This is a genomic window from Actinomycetes bacterium, assembly GCA_036000965.1.
GTDB lineage: Bacteria > Actinomycetota > CALGFH01 > CALGFH01 > CALGFH01 > DASYUT01.
In genome coordinates this window covers 1-17,738 of sequence record DASYUT010000080.1, presented here as the reverse complement: position 1 = coordinate 17,738, position 17,738 = coordinate 1, and the positions used below count along the sequence as shown (strand labels likewise).

21 protein-coding genes are annotated in these 17,738 nt (G+C 70.1%); 13 read left to right on the top strand and 8 right to left on the bottom strand.

Annotated features, from left to right (window positions below; all coding sequences use genetic code 11):
- The 3 genes from VG276_06625 to VG276_06615 form a co-directional block, all read right to left on the bottom strand.
- A partial coding sequence (locus VG276_06625; GenBank protein ID HEV8649077.1) for a Rieske 2Fe-2S domain-containing protein occupies positions 1-297 on the bottom strand: 297 nt, incomplete at its 3' end.
- 931 nt (positions 298-1,228) lie between these two features.
- Positions 1,229-2,704, bottom strand: coding sequence for an alpha/beta fold hydrolase (locus VG276_06620; GenBank protein ID HEV8649076.1), 1,476 nt, complete (start codon positions 2,702-2,704; stop codon positions 1,229-1,231).
- An 85-nt stretch (positions 2,705-2,789) separates the two neighbouring features.
- Positions 2,790-3,392, bottom strand: a complete 603-nt coding sequence (locus VG276_06615) for a dihydrofolate reductase family protein (GenBank protein HEV8649075.1) — start codon at positions 3,390-3,392, stop codon at positions 2,790-2,792.
- Positions 3,393-3,708: 316 nt separating this feature from the next.
- Here VG276_06615 and VG276_06610 point away from each other — a divergent pair, with 316 nt between their 5' ends.
- Entirely contained in the window at positions 3,709-4,224 is a 516-nt protein-coding gene (locus tag VG276_06610) for a hypothetical protein (protein ID HEV8649074.1), read from the top strand.
- 119 nt (positions 4,225-4,343) lie between these two features.
- On the opposite strand, the gene VG276_06605 is transcribed toward VG276_06610, so the two are convergent.
- Positions 4,344-4,910 carry a dihydrofolate reductase family protein gene (locus tag VG276_06605; GenBank protein HEV8649073.1) on the bottom strand — a complete coding sequence of 189 codons (567 nt, stop codon included), beginning with the start codon at positions 4,908-4,910 and terminating at the stop codon, positions 4,344-4,346.
- 57 nt (positions 4,911-4,967) lie between these two features.
- Positions 4,968-5,114 (bottom strand): hypothetical protein, encoded by a 147-nt coding sequence (locus VG276_06600; protein ID HEV8649072.1) that lies wholly within the window; start codon positions 5,112-5,114, stop codon positions 4,968-4,970.
- Positions 5,115-5,759: 645 nt separating this feature from the next.
- On the opposite strand from VG276_06600, the gene VG276_06595 reads away from it, so the two are divergent.
- The gene (locus VG276_06595) at positions 5,760-6,656 is read left to right on the top strand and encodes a tyrosine-type recombinase/integrase (GenBank protein HEV8649071.1); all 897 of its coding nucleotides are present in this window, start codon (positions 5,760-5,762) and stop codon (positions 6,654-6,656) included.
- A gap of 239 nt (positions 6,657-6,895) precedes the next feature.
- Complete coding sequence (locus tag VG276_06590) at positions 6,896-7,873, top strand: hypothetical protein (GenBank protein ID HEV8649070.1); 978 nt, start codon at positions 6,896-6,898, stop codon at positions 7,871-7,873.
- 57 nt (positions 7,874-7,930) lie between these two features.
- Here VG276_06590 and VG276_06585 read toward each other — a convergent pair whose 3' ends face one another.
- The 3 genes from VG276_06585 to VG276_06575 form a co-directional block, all read right to left on the bottom strand.
- Entirely contained in the window at positions 7,931-8,920 is a 990-nt protein-coding gene (locus VG276_06585; GenBank protein ID HEV8649069.1) for a hypothetical protein, read from the bottom strand.
- Positions 8,917-9,627: a serine hydrolase gene (locus VG276_06580; protein HEV8649068.1), complete on the bottom strand. Its 711-nt coding sequence runs from the start codon at positions 9,625-9,627 to the stop codon at positions 8,917-8,919. The genes VG276_06585 and VG276_06580 overlap by 4 nt, the downstream gene beginning before the upstream one ends.
- 238 nt (positions 9,628-9,865) lie before the next feature.
- Positions 9,866-10,594, bottom strand: coding sequence for a GntR family transcriptional regulator (locus VG276_06575; protein ID HEV8649067.1), 729 nt, complete (start codon positions 10,592-10,594; stop codon positions 9,866-9,868).
- A 297-nt stretch (positions 10,595-10,891) separates the two neighbouring features.
- Here VG276_06575 and VG276_06570 point away from each other — a divergent pair, with 297 nt between their 5' ends.
- From VG276_06570 to VG276_06525, 10 genes are all read left to right on the top strand, one after another.
- Complete coding sequence (locus VG276_06570; protein HEV8649066.1) at positions 10,892-11,206, top strand: hypothetical protein; 315 nt, start codon at positions 10,892-10,894, stop codon at positions 11,204-11,206.
- Between the two features lie 423 nt (positions 11,207-11,629).
- Positions 11,630-12,091, top strand: a complete 462-nt coding sequence (locus VG276_06565; protein ID HEV8649065.1) for a hypothetical protein — start codon at positions 11,630-11,632, stop codon at positions 12,089-12,091.
- The gene (locus VG276_06560) at positions 12,091-13,899 is read left to right on the top strand and encodes a type IV secretory system conjugative DNA transfer family protein (protein ID HEV8649064.1); all 1,809 of its coding nucleotides are present in this window, start codon (positions 12,091-12,093) and stop codon (positions 13,897-13,899) included. Before VG276_06565 ends, VG276_06560 begins: the two co-directional genes overlap by 1 nt.
- On the top strand, positions 13,899-14,159 hold the full coding sequence (locus VG276_06555; GenBank protein HEV8649063.1) for a hypothetical protein: 261 nt from the start codon (positions 13,899-13,901) through the stop codon (positions 14,157-14,159). Before VG276_06560 ends, VG276_06555 begins: the two co-directional genes overlap by 1 nt.
- Entirely contained in the window at positions 14,156-14,620 is a 465-nt protein-coding gene (locus tag VG276_06550) for a hypothetical protein (protein ID HEV8649062.1), read from the top strand. The genes VG276_06555 and VG276_06550 overlap by 4 nt, the downstream gene beginning before the upstream one ends.
- Entirely contained in the window at positions 14,617-15,567 is a 951-nt protein-coding gene (locus VG276_06545; GenBank protein ID HEV8649061.1) for a hypothetical protein, read from the top strand. The genes VG276_06550 and VG276_06545 overlap by 4 nt, the downstream gene beginning before the upstream one ends.
- Complete coding sequence (locus tag VG276_06540) at positions 15,557-15,865, top strand: hypothetical protein (GenBank protein ID HEV8649060.1); 309 nt, start codon at positions 15,557-15,559, stop codon at positions 15,863-15,865. Before VG276_06545 ends, VG276_06540 begins: the two co-directional genes overlap by 11 nt.
- Positions 15,866-16,242: 377 nt before the next feature.
- The gene (locus tag VG276_06535; GenBank protein ID HEV8649059.1) at positions 16,243-16,650 is read left to right on the top strand and encodes a hypothetical protein; all 408 of its coding nucleotides are present in this window, start codon (positions 16,243-16,245) and stop codon (positions 16,648-16,650) included.
- Positions 16,640-17,239: a hypothetical protein gene (locus VG276_06530; GenBank protein HEV8649058.1), complete on the top strand. Its 600-nt coding sequence runs from the start codon at positions 16,640-16,642 to the stop codon at positions 17,237-17,239. The genes VG276_06535 and VG276_06530 overlap by 11 nt, the downstream gene beginning before the upstream one ends.
- Positions 17,232-17,738: DUF2637 domain-containing protein (locus VG276_06525; GenBank protein HEV8649057.1), on the top strand; the 507-nt coding region annotated here is incomplete at its 3' end. The genes VG276_06530 and VG276_06525, both read left to right, overlap by 8 nt.

Below are 17,738 nucleotides of genomic sequence, written 5' to 3'. Positions count from 1 at the left end.
GACCGCGCCGCTCGTCACGTCGAAGCGGCTTCCGTGACAGGCGCACTGGACCGTGGACCCGTCGAGCTTCCCATCGCCCAGGGAGCAACCACTGTGAGTACACGTGTCGTCGATGGCAAAGATCGTTCCGGCCACGTTCGCAAGGGTGATCCGCGTTCCACGAGAGCGGCCGATCCCGACCACCCGAAGGAGCGGGATCATGCTGCGTCCGGCGGCTACGGCGCCCTCCTCACGAATCTCGAACGCGCGCACCTGCCCCGGCTCGACGTCGGTTGTGCGCGCAATGGTTTTCAACATCGCTGACCCTCCTGGAAGACCCGTTCGATTCCACGTCAGGGGCCTCGATCCGGCACCCAGTGTATGCGGCACCGAACGAATCCCGGTGGTCACAGGGTTACGACCACGACGCGCCCGACACGCTCGGCGGCCTCGCCTGCGCGGCCTTCCAGGAGCTCGCCACGCGGATGGCGCACCGGAACAGCGGCGCTATTTCGACGACCCGGTCGCCGACAGGATCATGGTCCCGATCGCAAGCGGCGCCGACAGGATGTCTCGGTAGAACAACTATGTAGGGCTCCTCGTCGGCGGCTCGATGCATTAGCACGAACCGCTCGTAGTGGCAGTTACGAAGGGTCGGTAAACCGGAGCCATCGGCGCACCCCGGTCGGCCCGGACCGACTGGCCGCGTGCCCGCGCGGGAGCGAAGGTCCGGGACCGGAGCCGCGGCCAGGAGAGCGTACCCTCCAACCCGTTGCCGTTACCGACGCTCGCGACGAAGAGTGAGGACGGCGACCACGAGCAGGGCGCCATTGACGATCGCGCCAATCACGTACAGGGGCTTCGGCCCTTCGGAGAACAACAAGCCGCCGAGGTTGAGGGCGGTCGCGGACGCTACGGGTCCTCGGGTTCTGGAAGGCTCACCGATGCCGACCCGGAGGGAGTAATGGGACGCTTTGGGACGCCAGAACCCGAGGCCATCCGGTCCAGGTCTGTTCGTCGTCATGATCACCCGAGCGGTTCACGACGGAGCTCGCGCCTACGGCTATGCACCACCGACACACCGATATCTGGCCAAGATGGGCGTGAGATGGGGTGGCCCATCGCCCGTGATTCCGGGTGCTACGTCGCGCGAACAGGTCGATCTACGGAACAGACACGCGATCGGCGGCCGCGGGTGCCGTCCAGCAGTCGGCTGACCCCGCTCCAGTAGGGTCTGGCAGGCAGCCTGTCACGTGCCACGACGTTGTCGCTCCGAGGATAGCGAGGACGAAACCTGCGCGGCGGCTGAGGCTTCAGGCGGCGGGTCAAGGCTAAGGCCCCACTCGCGGAGCTGGACGAGCGCCCGCTCGAACCCCTCCTCCGGATGGGCCAGCTCGAGCGACTCGTAGGCCGGGTTGATGTTGCTCGGCAGCGTCACGCCGTGTTCCTTCAGGACACAGACACGATTGCGGAGGTGCGGCTTGGACCTGGCTCGTCCGATCTCGTCGCCGATGTTCGGCCTCGTGTACCGGTCGTCACCGGCTTCGAGATCGCCGGTCGCGAACACGACTACAGCGTCCGAGCGGTCCAGGTAGGCATCGACCTTCTCCTCGGGAGTCCAGGTGCCCTCCGGCCGGGGCTCGTCCGAGACGATGAAGCCCGGGACGCCGCTCCTGCCCAGCAGCGCCTTGAACGGCCGTCCGAGCGCCTCCTTTTGCCGCTCGGAGCAGCTGATGAACACGCCGCGCGTCCTGCCGATGCCACCCCGGCCTACCGGGCGTTTCGCCGCCCTGTCCGGTGCGGCGACATCCCCCGAATCGCCGGTCAGGAAGTCGAGCAGGACGGCGAGGTCGGCATCGGGATCCTCGAGGAAGAGGCCGGCTGAGGCGCCGTCGAGACGTAGCAGGCGGCCGTCGGGCAGGGCTTGTGCCAGCTGCTCCGAGACCTCCACCGGAATCTGCCGTTCTCCCTGCCGATGGACCACCAGGGTTGGGGCGCGGACAGAACCGACGTCCGCGGAGACGTCCATGTCGCGCTCCGCCTGGATCATCGCGCGAGCAGCGGCCGGCGTGGTTGCGGTCCGGAATGCATCGGCCACCAGTCGCCCCTCGTCGCCGACCGACCAGCCCATCCAGGCATGCGCGGCGGAGTCGACGAACAGGTCCCAGTCGCGATCGATCAGCGTGACGAGCGCCTGCGACTGTGGCGGGCTCATCGCGTCCAGCAGTCGCATCGTTCCGCCGAACAGGACTAGTCGGGTGACCCGCTCTGGATGGCGCGCTGCGTAGGCGATGGCGGTCACTGCCGACGAGTAGTACCCGAGCAGCGCGAACGTCTCGATCGCCGCGTGATCCACGACCGCGTCCAGGTCGCGGAGCATCGCCTCGAGGCTGAAGTCTTCAACGTCACGTTGCGAGTGGCCCGTTCCGCGCCCGTCGAAGAGCAGGAGCCGCACGTGCTGCCCGAGCCGCTCGTAGGCGTGCCGGAAGCGCGGAACTCGCCACTGGCCGAACACGTTGCCCAGGGGTGCCGGCGGCAGCCACACGAGCGCCGGCCCATCGCCCGTCAGGGTGTAGGCGATGGAGACGCCGTCGGTGGTGCGGGCGTACCTGAGACTCGGCTCCATGCGGTGCCTTCGCGCGTGGCGTAAGCACGGATCGTAGCGGACGGCTGGCGAGCGGGCAGACGCGTCAGGCCGCCGTGAGCCGCTCGACGGCGCGGGCATTGACGACATCCTCGCGGGCGGCAGGGAGTCGCGACGTCGGTCTCCTGAGACGTTCGATGACGCGCCGCGCCGAGGCGATGCGCTCTCAGCCGGCGGTCCCGAAGGTCGCGCGGCCGGCCGGTCGATATGTCTGGAGCGTCACGCCGGACGGCGTCGACCGCGACTCGACCAGCGTCAGTTCGTGGGTCTGGCCGTGCTCCGGGAACAACCGACGCCCGTCGCCGACCACGACGGGGCAGATCCGCAGGTTAAGCTCGTCGAGTAGGTCGCGCTCGAGCAGCCAGCGGAGCAGGTCGCCGCTGCCGTGGACCTGGAGCTCGCGCCCGGGCTTCGCCTTGAGCTCGCGCACCGCCGCCTCGACGTCGCCATCGATCACGTGGGTGTTCCAGCCCGGATCCTTGAGCGTGGTCGACGGCACGTACTTGGGCAGGACGTTGATGCCGTGGGAGACGGGATCGCCCCCGTCGTGGTGCGGCCAGTACCGCTCGAAGATCTCCCAGGTCCGGCGCCCGAGCAGCAACGCATCCGCCCGCTCGAACCACGAGGTCAGGAAGCGCCCGGTCTCCTCGTCGGCGAACGGCGCGGTCCAACCGCCTCGGTCGAACCCGTCGCGCCGGTCCTCGTCGGGGCCTCCGGGACCCTGGTACACGCCGTCCACCGTCAGCATCATCGTGGCCGTCAGCTTCATGGTCGTCGCTCCCTGCAAGTGATCGTCGAAGGGTAGACGACCGTTCAGACGGCTGACCCGATCAGGGGCGTCCGCTGCCCGTCGCGACGTATCACCCCGGCGCCCGCCTGGCCGGCACGTCTCGTGACGCCTTCGCCGCCGCAGTGGTTGCCGCAGCTCGCGACCCTGAGAGCCAGTAGCCGATTGCGAGTGGGCTCGGCTCCTGACCGTCGTCACGCTTGCCTATGGAAGGGGACCGACCGACCATAGGAAGGCGGGGCGGCGGCCGATTCCGATGTCGACCCTTGGCGGACAGAGGAGCGAGATGGGCAGACTGATGATCCTCCCCAAGATCCGGGATCCTCGGTTCATCACCGTGCGGCGTGGCGGCAGCCTCCAGGACCACCATCACCGCCTCCTCGCGATGTGGGCGGCTGACTGCGCGCAGCACGTGCTGCACCACGTCGAGCAGGCACGGTCCGAGGACGACCGTCCACGTCGGGCGATCGACCTAGGGCGTGCCTGGGCGCGGGGTGAGATCACGATGGGACAGGCCCGCACGGCCGCCTTCGCCGCGAACGCAGCGGCAAGGGAGGTGACCAGTGCCGCGAGGGAGGTAGCGCACGCCGCCGGTCAGGCCGCGGCGGTGGGCCATGTCGCGGCCCACGAGCTCGGTGCCGCGGCCTACGCGATCAGGGCGGCGCGGGCGGCTGCGGCTCAAGACGAGCGCGAGGAGGCCGGCCGCTTGGAGTGCCAGTGGCAGCGTGCTCAGCTCCCCCTTGAGATTCGGGATCTCGTGCTCGACGACCAGCGGTTGCGCAACGAGCTGTGCTGGTTCGTGTTCGATTGCTGACCCGGTTCCTCGGCGGCGAGGATGTCCCGCACGCCGTGGAATTTCGTGGTGGCGGTCCCGTTTGATGATCAAGCAGCACCGACGATAGCGGCCTCCTTGGTCGGGGTCATTTTCGTCTCCTATCCCCGAGCAGGCTCGTACGTGGCGATCAACACACCCTTGTTCGTGGCGATGCTGTCGACCAGCCGCAGCGATGCTTGCGTGCCGCCGGCAAACAGCCGCCGTCCGGCGCCTAGCACCAGAGGAGCGATCATCAGCAGGTACTCGTCGATCAGATCGGCGGCCATCAGCGAGCTGATCAGTACGCCGCTACCCATGATCACGAGATTCGTGCCCGAGCTCTCCTTGAGGTCCGCGACGGCGGCCGGAACGTCCCCGTGCAGCAGAGTCGAGTTCGGCCAGCCGAGCCTCGCCGTGGGGTTGCTCGAGGCGACGTACTTGCGAGCGTTGTTGAGCGCATCCTTGAACGGGCCCCCCTTCGCATTCCAGGACGCCAGCAGATCTTCGTAGGTGCGCCGGCCGAACAGAAACGCCCGATCCCCGCCCATCCGCTCGCCCATCTTGGCAACCGTCGCCTCGTCGCCGTACGGCATCCCCCAGCCGCCGTGCTCAAACCCATCCCGCGTGTCCTCGTCCGGGCGGCCCGGTCCCTGCATCACGCCGTCAAGCGTCACCCAATTCATCATGATGACCTTTCCCGTATCCTTTCCTTTCGGTCTCGTAGCGACGGTCCGGTGTGATGGTCAGGCAACGACGACGATAGCGGCCTCCTTGGTTGGGATGTGAGCTGTGTGTCGCCGGTGATGGTCGCGCTCGATCGCGATGAGGAGGGTGGCGAGGTCGCGGTAGCCGATGATCTTCGGTAATCGATACTCGGTCGAGGTGGGCAAGTGTGGTAATTCCTTTCATGGAAATGTGGGAATGGCCGCGTAGCGGCATCAAATCGTGCCGCCCACGATCTACCTGCCGAGGAGACCGGGCGCCACATTTCCCATGGTGTTCCTTCGTGCGGCGTCCGAGTCCGGTCTCCTCGGCAGGTGGGCGGCACTCCTACGTAGCGAAGCGGGGCGGGTCGACCCTGGCGGGTCGACGACGAGCGCGGTGCACCTCGAACCTGCAGCGGGCGGCCTGGTGAGTGCTTTGGTGGTCTAGCGGATGCAACTGAGCAGCCGTGTGCCCCCCTTCAGCAGGGCCGGTGCGTCGTCGGCTCGGGGCAGCAAACGGGCAGCAACCGACGCTGACAAGGACCGCTGTGGATCGAGAAGGATCAAGGAGAACAACGAGTCCGCCGACCGGGCAGTTGGCGGCTTCTACCTGCGGTTTCTAGCGATCCTTCGAGGATCGCAACTCGGTGGAATTAGGCCGCAGGCATTGCCGTGCAGATCTGATAAGGATGAGGTCCCAGGTTCAAGTCCTGGCAGGCCCACCACACCAGCCCTGACCAGCGGAAACGCTGGTCATTCGTCCGTCCGGGACCGGCCGGGGAGGCCGTATACCGGATGGAGACCTCTTTACTGGTTTACCGTTCTGGGTCAATGACCGAGTCTGCCCAGAGCCCACTGATCCGCTCGTTCGAGCGGCACCTCCGCGCCGAGAACCGCTCGGCGCGGACCATCGCCACCTACCTTGTCGGCCTCAAGCAGGCCGATGCCTTCCTGCGCGCCCACGGCACCACCATCCAGGCCGCCGGCCGCGCCGACCTGGAGGCGTTCATGGCCGACCTGCTCACCCGCCGCGCCGCCAGCACCGCCGCGACCTACCACAAGGTGCTCAAGCTCCTGTACGCCTGGCTGGCCGACGAACAGGAGATCCCGGCCGACCCCATGCGGCGCATCAAGCCGCCGATCGTGCCCGACAAGCCCGTCCCGATCGTCCCCGAGGACGGGCTCACGCGGCTGTTCCGCGCCTGCGCTGGCAACACCTTCGAGGCGCGCCGCGACACCGCGCTCATCATGCTGCTGCTGGACACCGGCGCCCGCCGGGATGAGCTGATGAGCCGCACGCTCGCCGACGTCGACCTCGAACTCGACGTCCTCCTGGTGCTCGGCAAGGGCCGCCGCGAGCGCTCGCTGCCGTTCGGCCGCACGGCCGGCGAGGCGCTGGACCGCTACCTTCGCGCCCGCGACCGGCACAAGGACGCCGACCTGCCGTGGCTGTGGCTCGGCAAGCAGGGTCGTCTGACCGAGTGGGGCCTGGTGATCATGCTGCGCCGCCGCGGCGCCCAGGTAGGTCTCCCCGGGCTGCATCCGCACCAGTTCCGCCACACCTTCGCCCACCAGTGGCTCGCCCAGGGGGGCGCCGAGACCGACCTCATGCGCATCGCCGGCTGGAAGTCCCGCGCGATGCTCCAGCGGTACGGTGCCTCGGCCGCCGACGCTCGTGCCCGCGAGGCGCACCGCCGTCTGTCGCCGGCGGATCGGCTACAGCGGTAGCGCCCGTCGCCTACTGGTCGCCGTACGGGGTGTGGATCGCTTGGACACCGAAGTGGATAGCATGCTTGACAGCCGCCAAGACACCGGTGCAGCCGTCGGATGCCGGCCATGGTGCAGGTGTCCAATGTTTGAGCGAGTGCGCAACAGAGATGGTAAGCGACGCTGCGGGCATCAGGCTCCCGGGTTGCCCGGCGACGTAGGCTGTCGTCGAGCCGGGGACAAGAGAGCCTGGAGGTCACATGGATGCCAGTGAAGCTTCGTCGGCTCAAGGCCTGGCACTGCGGGGTGTGGGTCTTCGCTCGATACAACCTGGCGAAGTCTACAATCCGCAGTTCTGTAAGCGGGCTGTAACCGAGTTCCTCGACAACGGAGCGTGGCTTCTCCTTTCTTTAGATCACTACTCCTGGAGAGCAAACTATGACCTAGCGGTCGCTGTCATTGAGGGAGCCAAGACCCTCTCTGGAGATCATCGCCGCCATCTCGCCACAATCGCCGATCTTCAGGTTCAGAGCCTCTTGTATGCAGTGGTCGAGCAGTACGCCCGTCTGGTGCAAGCGGCCCGAGTTCACAAGTCCGGCACCAGCGCGCTGTTCGATAAGTACATGCAGCACACCTCGGTTGTCCCGCTCATCGAAGAAGTCCGTACGGTGACCGAAGCGGAGCTGCGTGCCGTGCTGCACGTCCCAGGGAGTACCAAGCCGGTCCGAGCCTTCCTGCGCTCGCAGGGGCAAGAGTATGACCGAGCTAATTTACAGGAATGGCTGCATGGAGTGAACGATCTCATCTCTCGCATGGCCCGGCTATGCAGGTCGTTGCAGCCTTTTGTCGATCGCCCACCTGTAGAGGGCGGAGTCTCCGTGACGCGCGGTCATTCCCTTCGCCAGGTGGACAATGCCTTTCGCCATGGCCTAAGAACGCTCTACTACGATGTCATCCCAGTTTCGCGAAGCTTCCACGCTGTTGGTCAAGGTGATGAGCCCACCCAAAGTGAGTACATGATCGATCTCTATCAATCGTCGACCGAGCCACAGTTTGCGACAGTTATTGCCAGCCCTGAACGTACGAGAAGCCATCTTGACGAACTTGCGAACTTCTCGGTATTCATACGCCAACTAGCAAGGGGGTTGCTCATCGCGCGAGGGATGGGGATTCCTGCGGGCCTCATAGCCGTGCCCGGCCTAACGATTGAGGTCGACAGCGACCTCTCTTCGCAGTGAGCTACCGATTGCAGCTGTGGATCCCAGCGACAGGAAGATGTGTCTGGATAGGGTCGATCAGACCGGCAGCTCAGGAGCGACCCGAGTGTTCCGCCGGGTCCGATCGAGGGTGAACGCCACACTACTGCCCGCCTGGAGGGGGAACGGGAGCCGAACGATGCCTGCGTGGCGGCCGAAGGGCTCCGCGAACGTGCTTTCGCAGCTTCCCCCGCGCGCCACGCCGAGCGCGCTGACCTCCGACGCGCTCGCAAACAGCCGATCGATGCCCAATGCAGGGTCGACGGTGAACCGGAACTCGGCATCAGTGACGGTCCGGAAGAGCTGGGTCTGGACGCGCACCCGTGCCTCGTCCCCGATGTACTTGCGGACCAGCACCTGGAACTCAAGGGTGTGGCCGAGCGTCTCCCGCAGCGTGCGGGACACGGGGTAGGTGATGACCCGGGTGGGGGCGCCGAGGATGGTCTCGGTGCGCACGTCCGCGCCGCCGAGCTGCTGGTTGTCGACGCGGACCAGGCCGATGCGGAAGATATGCGGGTCGCCGACCTTGAGGTGGTCGTCGATCAGCCAGCGGAACACGTAGTCGTCGGCCCTGAGCTGCTCAAGCACCCGGTCGTCGCGGGTGGCGGCACAGACGAACCGGAGCGCGGGCGGCAGGGTGTCGATGCGGTAGGAGATCCGCAGGGCTTGGTAGGCGTAGTCCGGGTAGGGGTCGTCGGCGCCCGGCCAGGCCAGCCAGCAGTCCCACCGGTAGGCGGCCAGGGCGCCGGTGAGGACAGTTTCGCGGACCGGGCCGAGGACGCTTTGCAGGCCGCGCAGGAGGGCGCTGTCGACTTGGGTGATGGTCTCGGTGAGGGAGATGCCGCCCAAGGTGAAGGTCACCACCGTGGCCGAGACGAGCGCACCCCCGATGACGCCGGCGATCGTCCACAGGACGGTTTGGCTGGACAGCGATGCTGCGATGACGACCATGATCAACCCGACCAGCAGCGCCAAGCCGTTGGCGAGCAGGACCGAGCGCCGCAGCCAGGGGGTTGGTTCGACTCTCATCGGCGGAGCCTGGCGAGGATGCCGACGACTCGGAGTGCCGAGTCGGCGATGTCGACAGAGGTCATCACGGTGTCTGGTTGCCGGTCGCAGAAGTAGGCCAAGGCGATCCGCCCATGGGGGGCGTAGATGATGCCGGCGTCGTTGGCGACCGTGTCGAGGCTGCCGGTCTTGTGTAGCACCGGGATATCGTCGAGGCGGGCGGGGATGCGGTGGTTGCGCAGGTAGTTGATGAGGAACCGCCGCAGATCATCGAGCCCCGGGGCCTGCTCGATGTGGATGAGCGTTCGCAATGCCTCATGTGCCGTGGTGACATTGCTCGTATTGCTAGCAAGGGCGTCGTCGCTAAACCCGGCATCGAGCGCCGTGTTGCGGAGCCCAAGGGCGTCGCAGATGGCGGTGACTCGCTCAGCACCAACGAGCCGGCGGAGGTACTCAGCGGCCGGGTTGTCGCTGGTCATGAGGTTGAACGCGCACACTTCACGGAGCGTAAGCGAGCGCTCGTCTTCGAAGGCACCCAGGATCGTCGGATATTTCGTACGACCGAGTTCCCGACGTAGAACGCGCTGGTCGAGGTCGACTTCCCCCCGGGCCGCAGCGTCGTACAGCGCGAGGGCAAGCAGCACCTTGACGAAGCTCGCCGCGGACCGAGGCACGTCACCAGCGATGTCCATCCGAAGTGGCGGTCCGTCAAGGGTTTCGACGGCCACGCTTCGGAATGGATCTCCCGCTACGAAGCGATGAAGCTCGTCTTGCAGGGCGTGTTGCACTTCGGCGAGAAGTGCGGTTGAGGTCGTGTTACTCACTCTAGGTTCATCTCCTGGAGAAGGAGCACCAATAGGGTACTCGGGGGTGACATGAGAAAGTTGCGAGACGCTCGTAGCAAGCGGTCCAGTTCTGTAGCGTATCTGGCATATCCTCCCAAGACATGACAAACTCCCCTACTGGCTACTTCTCTTCCCTACGGGCATCCTCTTGATCTCTGTTGACGGCGAGCCCTGACGGTTGCTCGTCGTAGATGGCGTACCGGTCAGCCGGTAGAAGGGCCTCGATGACCTGGATCGGAGTGCCGTCTGCATCGTAGGACGCGACAAGAACCTCAAGAAGAGGGACGCCATCAGGGATGCGAAGCGTCGCAGCCTCCGTAGGCGAGGGCATGCGGGCTGAGAGCAGTGAGGCCGTACGGTGTGTGTCTCGGCCGGCGGGCTTCTGGATAATCGGGAAGTAGTGGGCACTCAGTTCCAGGGGCTCGCCCTCTGGCGTTGTGATTAAGCGACGCCTGACGAACGCTTGATGACCGTCTTCCACCCCAAGAAGGTCCGCAACTGCCCCGCGTGCGGGTGCCGGCCCGGCCTCGATGATGTGTTTCTGGGCCTCGGGACGGTCGTTGCCCTGTGTCACGGCGTCGGAGAGCTGGGGCGCTGGTAGCCGCCGCGTGACTGGACGGAGGCGTACGAAGGCGCCCCGCCCCTGCTGGGCGTCGATCAAACCCTCCGCGCGGAGTGTGGCTAGCGCCGAACGGACGGTTGGCCGGCTCACGCCGTACTGTGCCGCGAGCTGCTTCTCGGTCGGGAGAGCTTGTCCAGGTCGTAGTTCGCCGCTCTGGATGGCGGCTCGGATCCGATCTGCGACCTGCTGGTACTTCGCCTCTCCGCTAGACCGCTGGCCGAAGGCCATGCCGTTGCTCCCGCTTAGAGGTATGTCGCCAAAGGTCATGACAACTGAGTGGCAGGCTGCATGCTATCCCAGCCCTGGTGAGCCGAGGCTTCCTGGCTACCTGTAAGGGCGGGGCTCAGAGCAAAGGTCAGGTCATCCTTGACGAATTCCCTAGAAGAGCGTTCACTTGTCCTTACCAATCGACTACGCTAGGGGAAGGGGGGAGACCAGCCACACGTTGAGTCATGAAGGAAGTGGCCCCGGACCAACGCCGCCAAGCATCGCGTCCGGGGCCATGCACCCGAAAGGACACCCCGGATGCGCGAACAGCGTACCGACTCTGTTCTGCCTGCTCAAAGCCCTGCCTGGGCCGCGAGCCCGGCCGAGCGGACTCTCCGTGGCCGCTTGGCCGCTCACACCCTGCATTCCAGGCGCGATCCGCGGCAGACGACCGCCAACGGCCGCGCCGCGTTCCTTGCCCGTTTCGAGCGCGAGGTCGACCCAGAGGAAGCGCTGGACCCCGCTGAGCGCCGCCGGCGAGCCGAGCAGGCGCGGCGCGCGTACTTCATCCGGTTGTCCCTCGCCGCTGTAGCGGCTAAGCGCGCCAAGCAGGCTGGGGGTGAGGTCGCGTGAGTGCCGTCTACCCCCTCGACGGAGCCGTGTGCGATGGGGTGGCGACCGCCGACTACGACCCGTTCTTCCCCGACACCCCCGAGGCTGAGGCGGACGCGCTGGCCATGTGCTCCATCTGCCCCGCCCGGGAGGCGTGCTTGGCGTACGCCGTCGAGACCCGGCAGGTGTTCGGGATCTGGGGCGGCAGGACCCAGCGGGAGATCCGCGACCTGATCGCCCACGCCAGCCGCGTTCCGGCTGGTGCCCGCCGCGTCCTGCCTGGCCACCGCAACGCCGACAAGACCCACTGCGCCTACGGGCATCCCTATGACAGGGCCAACACACCTACTACACGGCCAATGGTGAGCGCCGCTGTCGCGCTTGCCGTGCCCGCATTGCTCGGGCGCGGCGGCTGGCTCGCAGCGTCGGCGGGGGTGAGCGCTGATGCATCCCGACCACACCCAACCGCGCAGCCTGACCGAGGCCGAGCCGCTCCCTACCGAGGTGGTGGACCGGGTGGCCGAGTCCGCAATCGACGCCTACGAGCAGCTCACCTGCCCGGTGCACCCCGCCGGTGAGGCGATGTGGCCGCCGGTCGAGGACCCCGAGGCGGTGGGCCGGGCCGCCGACCGCGCCGCCGCCCAGTTTGAGCAGACCGCTGGCGCGCGGGACTGGACCGTCCCATCCGGGCGGCTGCGGCAGCTCGCCGCCACGATCGGGTTGTACGTCGAGGGGGTCGCCTACGACTACGACCGCGAGCGGTCCCGCGCGTTCGCGGTGCTGGAGTGCATGCAGGGGGAGGCCGCCCGCCCTGAGGTCTTCCTGCTCCTACCCGAGGTCGAGCTGCCCGCCGGGCCTGCGCCGAGGGCGCGGGCCGAGCGTGCCCGCGATGGGGGTGAGCGCTGATGCGCTACGACCACACCCCGCGTCCCCTCTCGCCGGACCCGACGCTGTACCCGCCCCAAGGCGACGCGCTGGAGACCGTCGCGCTGCTGGCCATCGGCGTGGCGCTGGCCGGCAGCGTGCTAGTGTGGCTGGCCGCGCAGGTCGCCGCGCTGCTGTTCGGCGCCCACCACCTTGTCCACCTCGGCCTTGGGGACATGCCGAGTGTCCTTGCCGGGCTGCGCCACCACCCCGGCGACCCCAGGCTGGCCTTCCCCGGTGGCGTGCGGGCGGGGCTGCCCGGCCCGGTCGGCGCCTACGCCGCCCTGGCGCTCACCCTGGTCCTGCCTGCCGCGCTGGCGGTGCTGGTGGCGCGGGTCCGGCCCGGCCGCTCCCGCGCCGAGCGGGGGGCGGGGTGGGCGACCGCCTGGCAGCTCCGCGCCCTGCGCCTTGGCCGCCGCCGGCGGGTGTGGCGGCTGGTGCTGGGCCGCCGCGCCCGGTTCGGCCGGCTGGTCGCCGCCGAGGCGTGCCACTCCGTCCTGGCGTTCGGCCCGCCAGGCAGCTTCAAGACCACCGCCCTGGTCATCCCCGCCCTGCTCGAATGGCAGGGGCCGGCGGTCGCGACCTCGATCAAACCCGACGTGCTCCGGGCCACGATCCGCCGCCGCGCCGCACTCGGCGAGGTGTGGGTCTACGACCCCCTCGGCATGAGCGGGACACCCGGGGCGCAGTGGACCCCGCTGGCCCACTGCGGCACCTACCCCAAGGCGAGAAAGGTCGCCCGCACCTTCGCCGACGCCGCCGACGTCTCCGGCCTCAAGCAGGACGACGCCAACTACTGGACCACCCTGGGCGCCAAGCTGCTGGCGGTCCTGCTGTACGCCGCGGCGGGGACCGGAAGGTCGATGGCCGACGTGGCCCGCTGGGTCGACACCCAGGACTACGCCGAGGTCGACCAGGCCCTGGACGAGCTCGGCGACCGCATGGCCGCCGACGCCTGGGCGGCGTGCAAGGCCCGGCCCGACAACACCCGCGGGAGCGTCTTCGGCACCGCCGAGACGCTGCTGGACGTCTTCGGCGACCCCGCGGTCGCGGCCAGCGCCGAGGGCTGCGACCTCGACGTGGGCGGGCTGCTGGACGGGGCGAACACGCTGTACCTGTACGCACCCGCCAACGAGCAGGGCCGCCTGCGGCCGCTGTTCGAGCTGCTCCTGGGCGTGGTGATCACGGCGGCCGAGGAACGCGCCGCCCGCCAGCCCGACGGGATGCTGGCCCACCGGCTGCTGCTGGACCTGGACGAGGCGGGCAACTGCGCGGCGCTGTCGAAGCTCCCGGAGCTTGCGACCACCGCGCGGGGGCAGGGCATCCAGCTCCTGACGGTGTGGCACGACGAGGCGCAGCTGGCGTGGCGGTACGGCAAGCGGGCCGCGACGGTGCTCAACGCCCACCGCGCCAAGCTGTTCCTGTCGGGCCAGGCCGACCTCGCCTCGCTGGATCTGGCGTCGCGGCTGATCGGCGACGAGCAGCTGACCCAGACCTCCCACACCACCGGCGAGCCCGGCCGCGCGAGCGTGACCGCATCGACGACCTGGCGGCGGCTGGCGCCGGCGGAGGCGCTGCGCCAACTCAAGCCCGGCCGCGCGGTGCTGCTGTACGGGCACTGCCCCCCCCGGCTGCGGCTGCGCGCCTGGTTCGGTGACCGCAGCCTGCGCCGGCTCGCCGCCGGCGTCCCCGACCTCGAGGGGCAGGCGGGGGTGCCCCAGCATGCCCGCACTGTGCCGCTGCCGGCCCGGCCCGAGCCGGCCGCCACCCTCGACGAGGGGGTGGCCTGATGGCGGAGTCGTTTGAGGAGTTCATCGCGGCCGAGCGGGCGCTCGAGCTGCGCGCGTGGGCGCGCGCCCAGGCCGCGGCGCTGCCCGCCGCGGAGCTTGCCGACCTCGATGTGTTCGCGCTGCGCGACGACCTCGCCGACTGCGAGGCCAACGACCAGCCGACCACCGCGGCCCTGGACCAAGCGATCCTGGACCGGGCGATCCAGCTGCAGGCCGCGCGCATGCGGCCACCCCGCCGCCGTGGGGGGGCGGAGCGGTGACCGCGCCCGCGTCGGTGCGGCTGAGCCCGGCCGAGGTCGGCCGGCTCGCGTGGCTGTGCAGCGCCGCCCACCTCACCATCGACCTCGACGAGCTCCAGCAGGGCGTCCCCGCCGCGCAGCGCCTGGCGCCCCGGCTGCACGGCACATCGGTCCTGCTGGGCCGCCGCCAGCACCACGCCGAGACCGCCTCGGCACGCCTGGACACCCCCGTCATCATCGACCCACCCGCCACCGCCGGCCTGCTGGGCCTGCTCGACCAGGCCGCGGCCTACCTGGAGGCGTTCGCCGACCGGGGCGAGGCCGGCGGCTCCCTGCCCGGTCCCCAGCGGTTCCGCGAGCAGGCCGCCACGCTGCGCGCCTGGCGCGCCGACCTCGCCGGCCTGGCCGAGCGGCAGCATGGCCGGGCCTGCGGCGAGCGGCCCGGACCAGCCGAGCAGGCCCGGGGGGTGGTGGAGCGATGACCGCCCCCCGGGACCAGACGCCGGTCTGCGCCGCGCCCGCGTGTGCCCTGAACCTGGCCGGCCGGGCGCACGCCCCCGCCGACTGCGACGCGCCGCCGGCCGCGCCGACCCTGGCCGCGGAGACCGTCGCGCGGCTCCCGGCGGACAGGCTGCCGTGGGTCCAGGGCTCAGCGCGGGCGTTCGCGCGGCTCAACCCCGACCTGTGCCCGCCGCGGGAGCCCGGGGAGGAGCTCCCCGGCGAGCTGGCCTGCCACCCCCCGACGCGGGCCAGGCTGCGCCAGGCCGAGGCGGCCGCGGTCCTGGGCGACCGGGCCGAGGTCGGGGTGGGCGCCGAGAACCGCTTCCGCGACCCCGACCAGCGTGCCGCGGTGCTGGCCGAGCGGGTGAGCATGGCCGCGCTGCACGCCCTCGACCGCGCCACGCTGCTGGCCGACCTGGACCGGCTCGCGCCCGACACCCCGGACCTGTCCGGCCGGTCGGTGCTGGACCGCCGCTTCTACGCGTTCCTGCTCAGCGACCACCCCGCCGCCCGGGTCGAGCGCTGCCGGCGCCGGGCTGCCTTTATCGACGAGACCGCGCGCCGGCGTGAGGTCCTCCACGGCTGGCTCGCCAGGCTGGACGCCACCCCGCCGCGCCCGGGGGAGCGGGTCGACGACACCGCCCGCAGCCTCGCGGCCACCACCCGCGCGCTGCTGGACCGGGAGACCGCTCGGCTGGTCGAGGAGGTCGGTGAGCCCGACCTGGTCCGGGTCAGCGCCGCGCGGGACGCCTACAAGGCCGAGCGGCGCGCCGCCGGCCACCGCCACCCCGGCTACCCCACCCGCTACCTGGGCGCAGCCGCAAGTCGACAGCCGATCCCGCCCGAGCCGGCCGCTCGCACGCCCCGCGCGTCGCGCCCCCGTCGGCGGTGCCAGGCGGACCGGGGAGGTGCCGGCGATGAGCGCTGAGCCGCGCTGTGGCAGCACCCTCGGCGGCCGGGAGGCCCTCCACCACGCCTGCACGCTCACCCGGGGGCACGAGGGGCGCTGCTCATGGTGGGCGTGGCACCAGGAGCAAGTCGCCCGCCACGAGCATGCCCGTCGCTGGCGCTTCGACCTGAGCCCCCCACCGTTCCGGCTGGCCGACTACCAGGGGTTCCTGGCTGACCGGCTGGCCCGCGCCCGCGGGCGCGACCAGGCCGTCCGCCCGGCGCCCGCGGTGCGCCCGCCCGACCAGTCGGGAGGTGACGGCGGCCGTGAGCGCTGAGCCCACCACCCCAAACCCGCAGGATGCCGCCAGCGCCGTGGTCGCCGCGCTGGAACACGCCTGGGCCGCGATCCGCGCCCACCATCCCGACGTCCCCCAGGTCGTGGTCATCCTCGGCGCCGGCAGCGAGGCCCGCCGGGGCCTCTTCAAGTGGGGCCATTTTGCCGCCGCCCGCTGGCACGTGGCCGGGGCCAACCGGCCCGAGGTCCTGGTCTCCGGGGAGGGCCTCAACCGTGGCGCCCGGGCGGTGCTGGCGACGCTGTTGCACGAGGCCGCCCACGGCCTGGCCAGCACCCCGCGGGGTCAAAGACACCAGCCGCCAGGGCCGCTGGCACAACCAGCGCTTCGCCACCCTCGCCGGCGAGCTGGGTCTCCGGGTGACCAGGGACACCAAGACCGGCTGGTCCCAGACTCACCTCACCGACCAGCTCGCCGAGCGCTACGCCGCCCAGCTCGCCGGCCTGGACGCCGCGCTGGGACTGTGGCGCCACACCGAGCGGCAGCACGGCCCGGCGACCGTGGCCCACAACCTGCTGGCTTGCTCGTGTGCGTGTGGCCGCAAGCTGCGGGTCGCCAAGGCCACCCTGGAGCAGGCCCCGATCCTCTGCGGTGGGTGCGAGCAGCCGTTCGAGCCCGAACGGGCGTTGACCTTAAGCCGTCAATCCGCCGCCCCGCCGCACCTGCCCGAGCGCCACCCCCAGCCGGGCAGCCACCGCGAGCAGGCGACCACGGTCTGGCCCGATCCCGAGCGGCGACCAGCACGGGAGGGCGGCCATGAGCGCTGACCACCCCAGTTCGCTGAGCAGGCGGGGGGAGGGTGGGCTGGACCTGTGGGCGCGCACCCTGGCCGCCGGCGACCACCCCACTACGCCCAACGGCGACCAGGCCGACGCCGGCGAGCTGGTCGCGGTCGTGCGGCTGTGCACCTGCACCGGCGGCCCCCGACCCCGCGCCCGGCTGGCCGCGACCTGCCGGGCGCTCCTCGGCTGGACCCCGCCCTACCGGTTCGACCCCGCCTGCCTGGCCCACGCCACCGCCGGCGACGTGCCCGCCTGGCAGCGGTCCCGTCCCGAGGTGGTGTTCACCCGTCCGCTGCCGCGGCTAGACGCCTGGCGGTACGCGCCGGCCCTGCGCCGCGGCCACCACCGCCCGCTCACCTGGCTGACCCACCGGCACCGGCCCGCCGGCCGCGTCCTGCTCGCCTTGCCGTGGTGTGCGCCGGAGTGGTTCACCCGCTGCTGGTGCGGCGCGCTCTCGGTCGAGCGCGGCTGGCACCAGCCCCACCCCTGGCCCGCCCGCTCGCCGACCTGGCGCGCCCGCATGGCCAGCCCGCCGGCCGCCGAGCTCGTCCAGGAGGAGGCCCCCGATGCCTGAGCCCACCCCCGCTATCACCACCGAGACCACCCCGCCGACGGCGACGGTCGGGGTGGTGTTCACCGACACGGTGCTGCGCCGCTTCCTGTTCGGCGTGGTCATCGCCATGACCGTCGTCGTCTCGGGCGTGGCCGCCGCCGCGTTCTACACCTCCTTTGAGGCCATCCGCAGCTTCGCGGCCCGCTCCGGCGGGATCGACCCGGAGCATGCCTGGCTGGCGCCGCTGCTGGTCGACTCGTTCATCTTCGTCGCCTCCGCCGCCGACCTGTGGTGCTCGGCCACCGGCGCCGCCCGCACCACCGACCCCGGGTGGCAGCGGGCGGTCACCTGGCTCCCCAAGGCGCTACTGGGCTTGGCGGCGGGCGGGTCGTTCGCGCTCAATGTCGCCCACGCGCCCACCCACCTCGGCGCCCGGGTGGTCGCCGCGCTCGCCCCGGCGGCGCTGGTGCTCACCTTCGAGATTCTGATGATGATCGTGCGCCGCGCGGTCGCCGCCCGC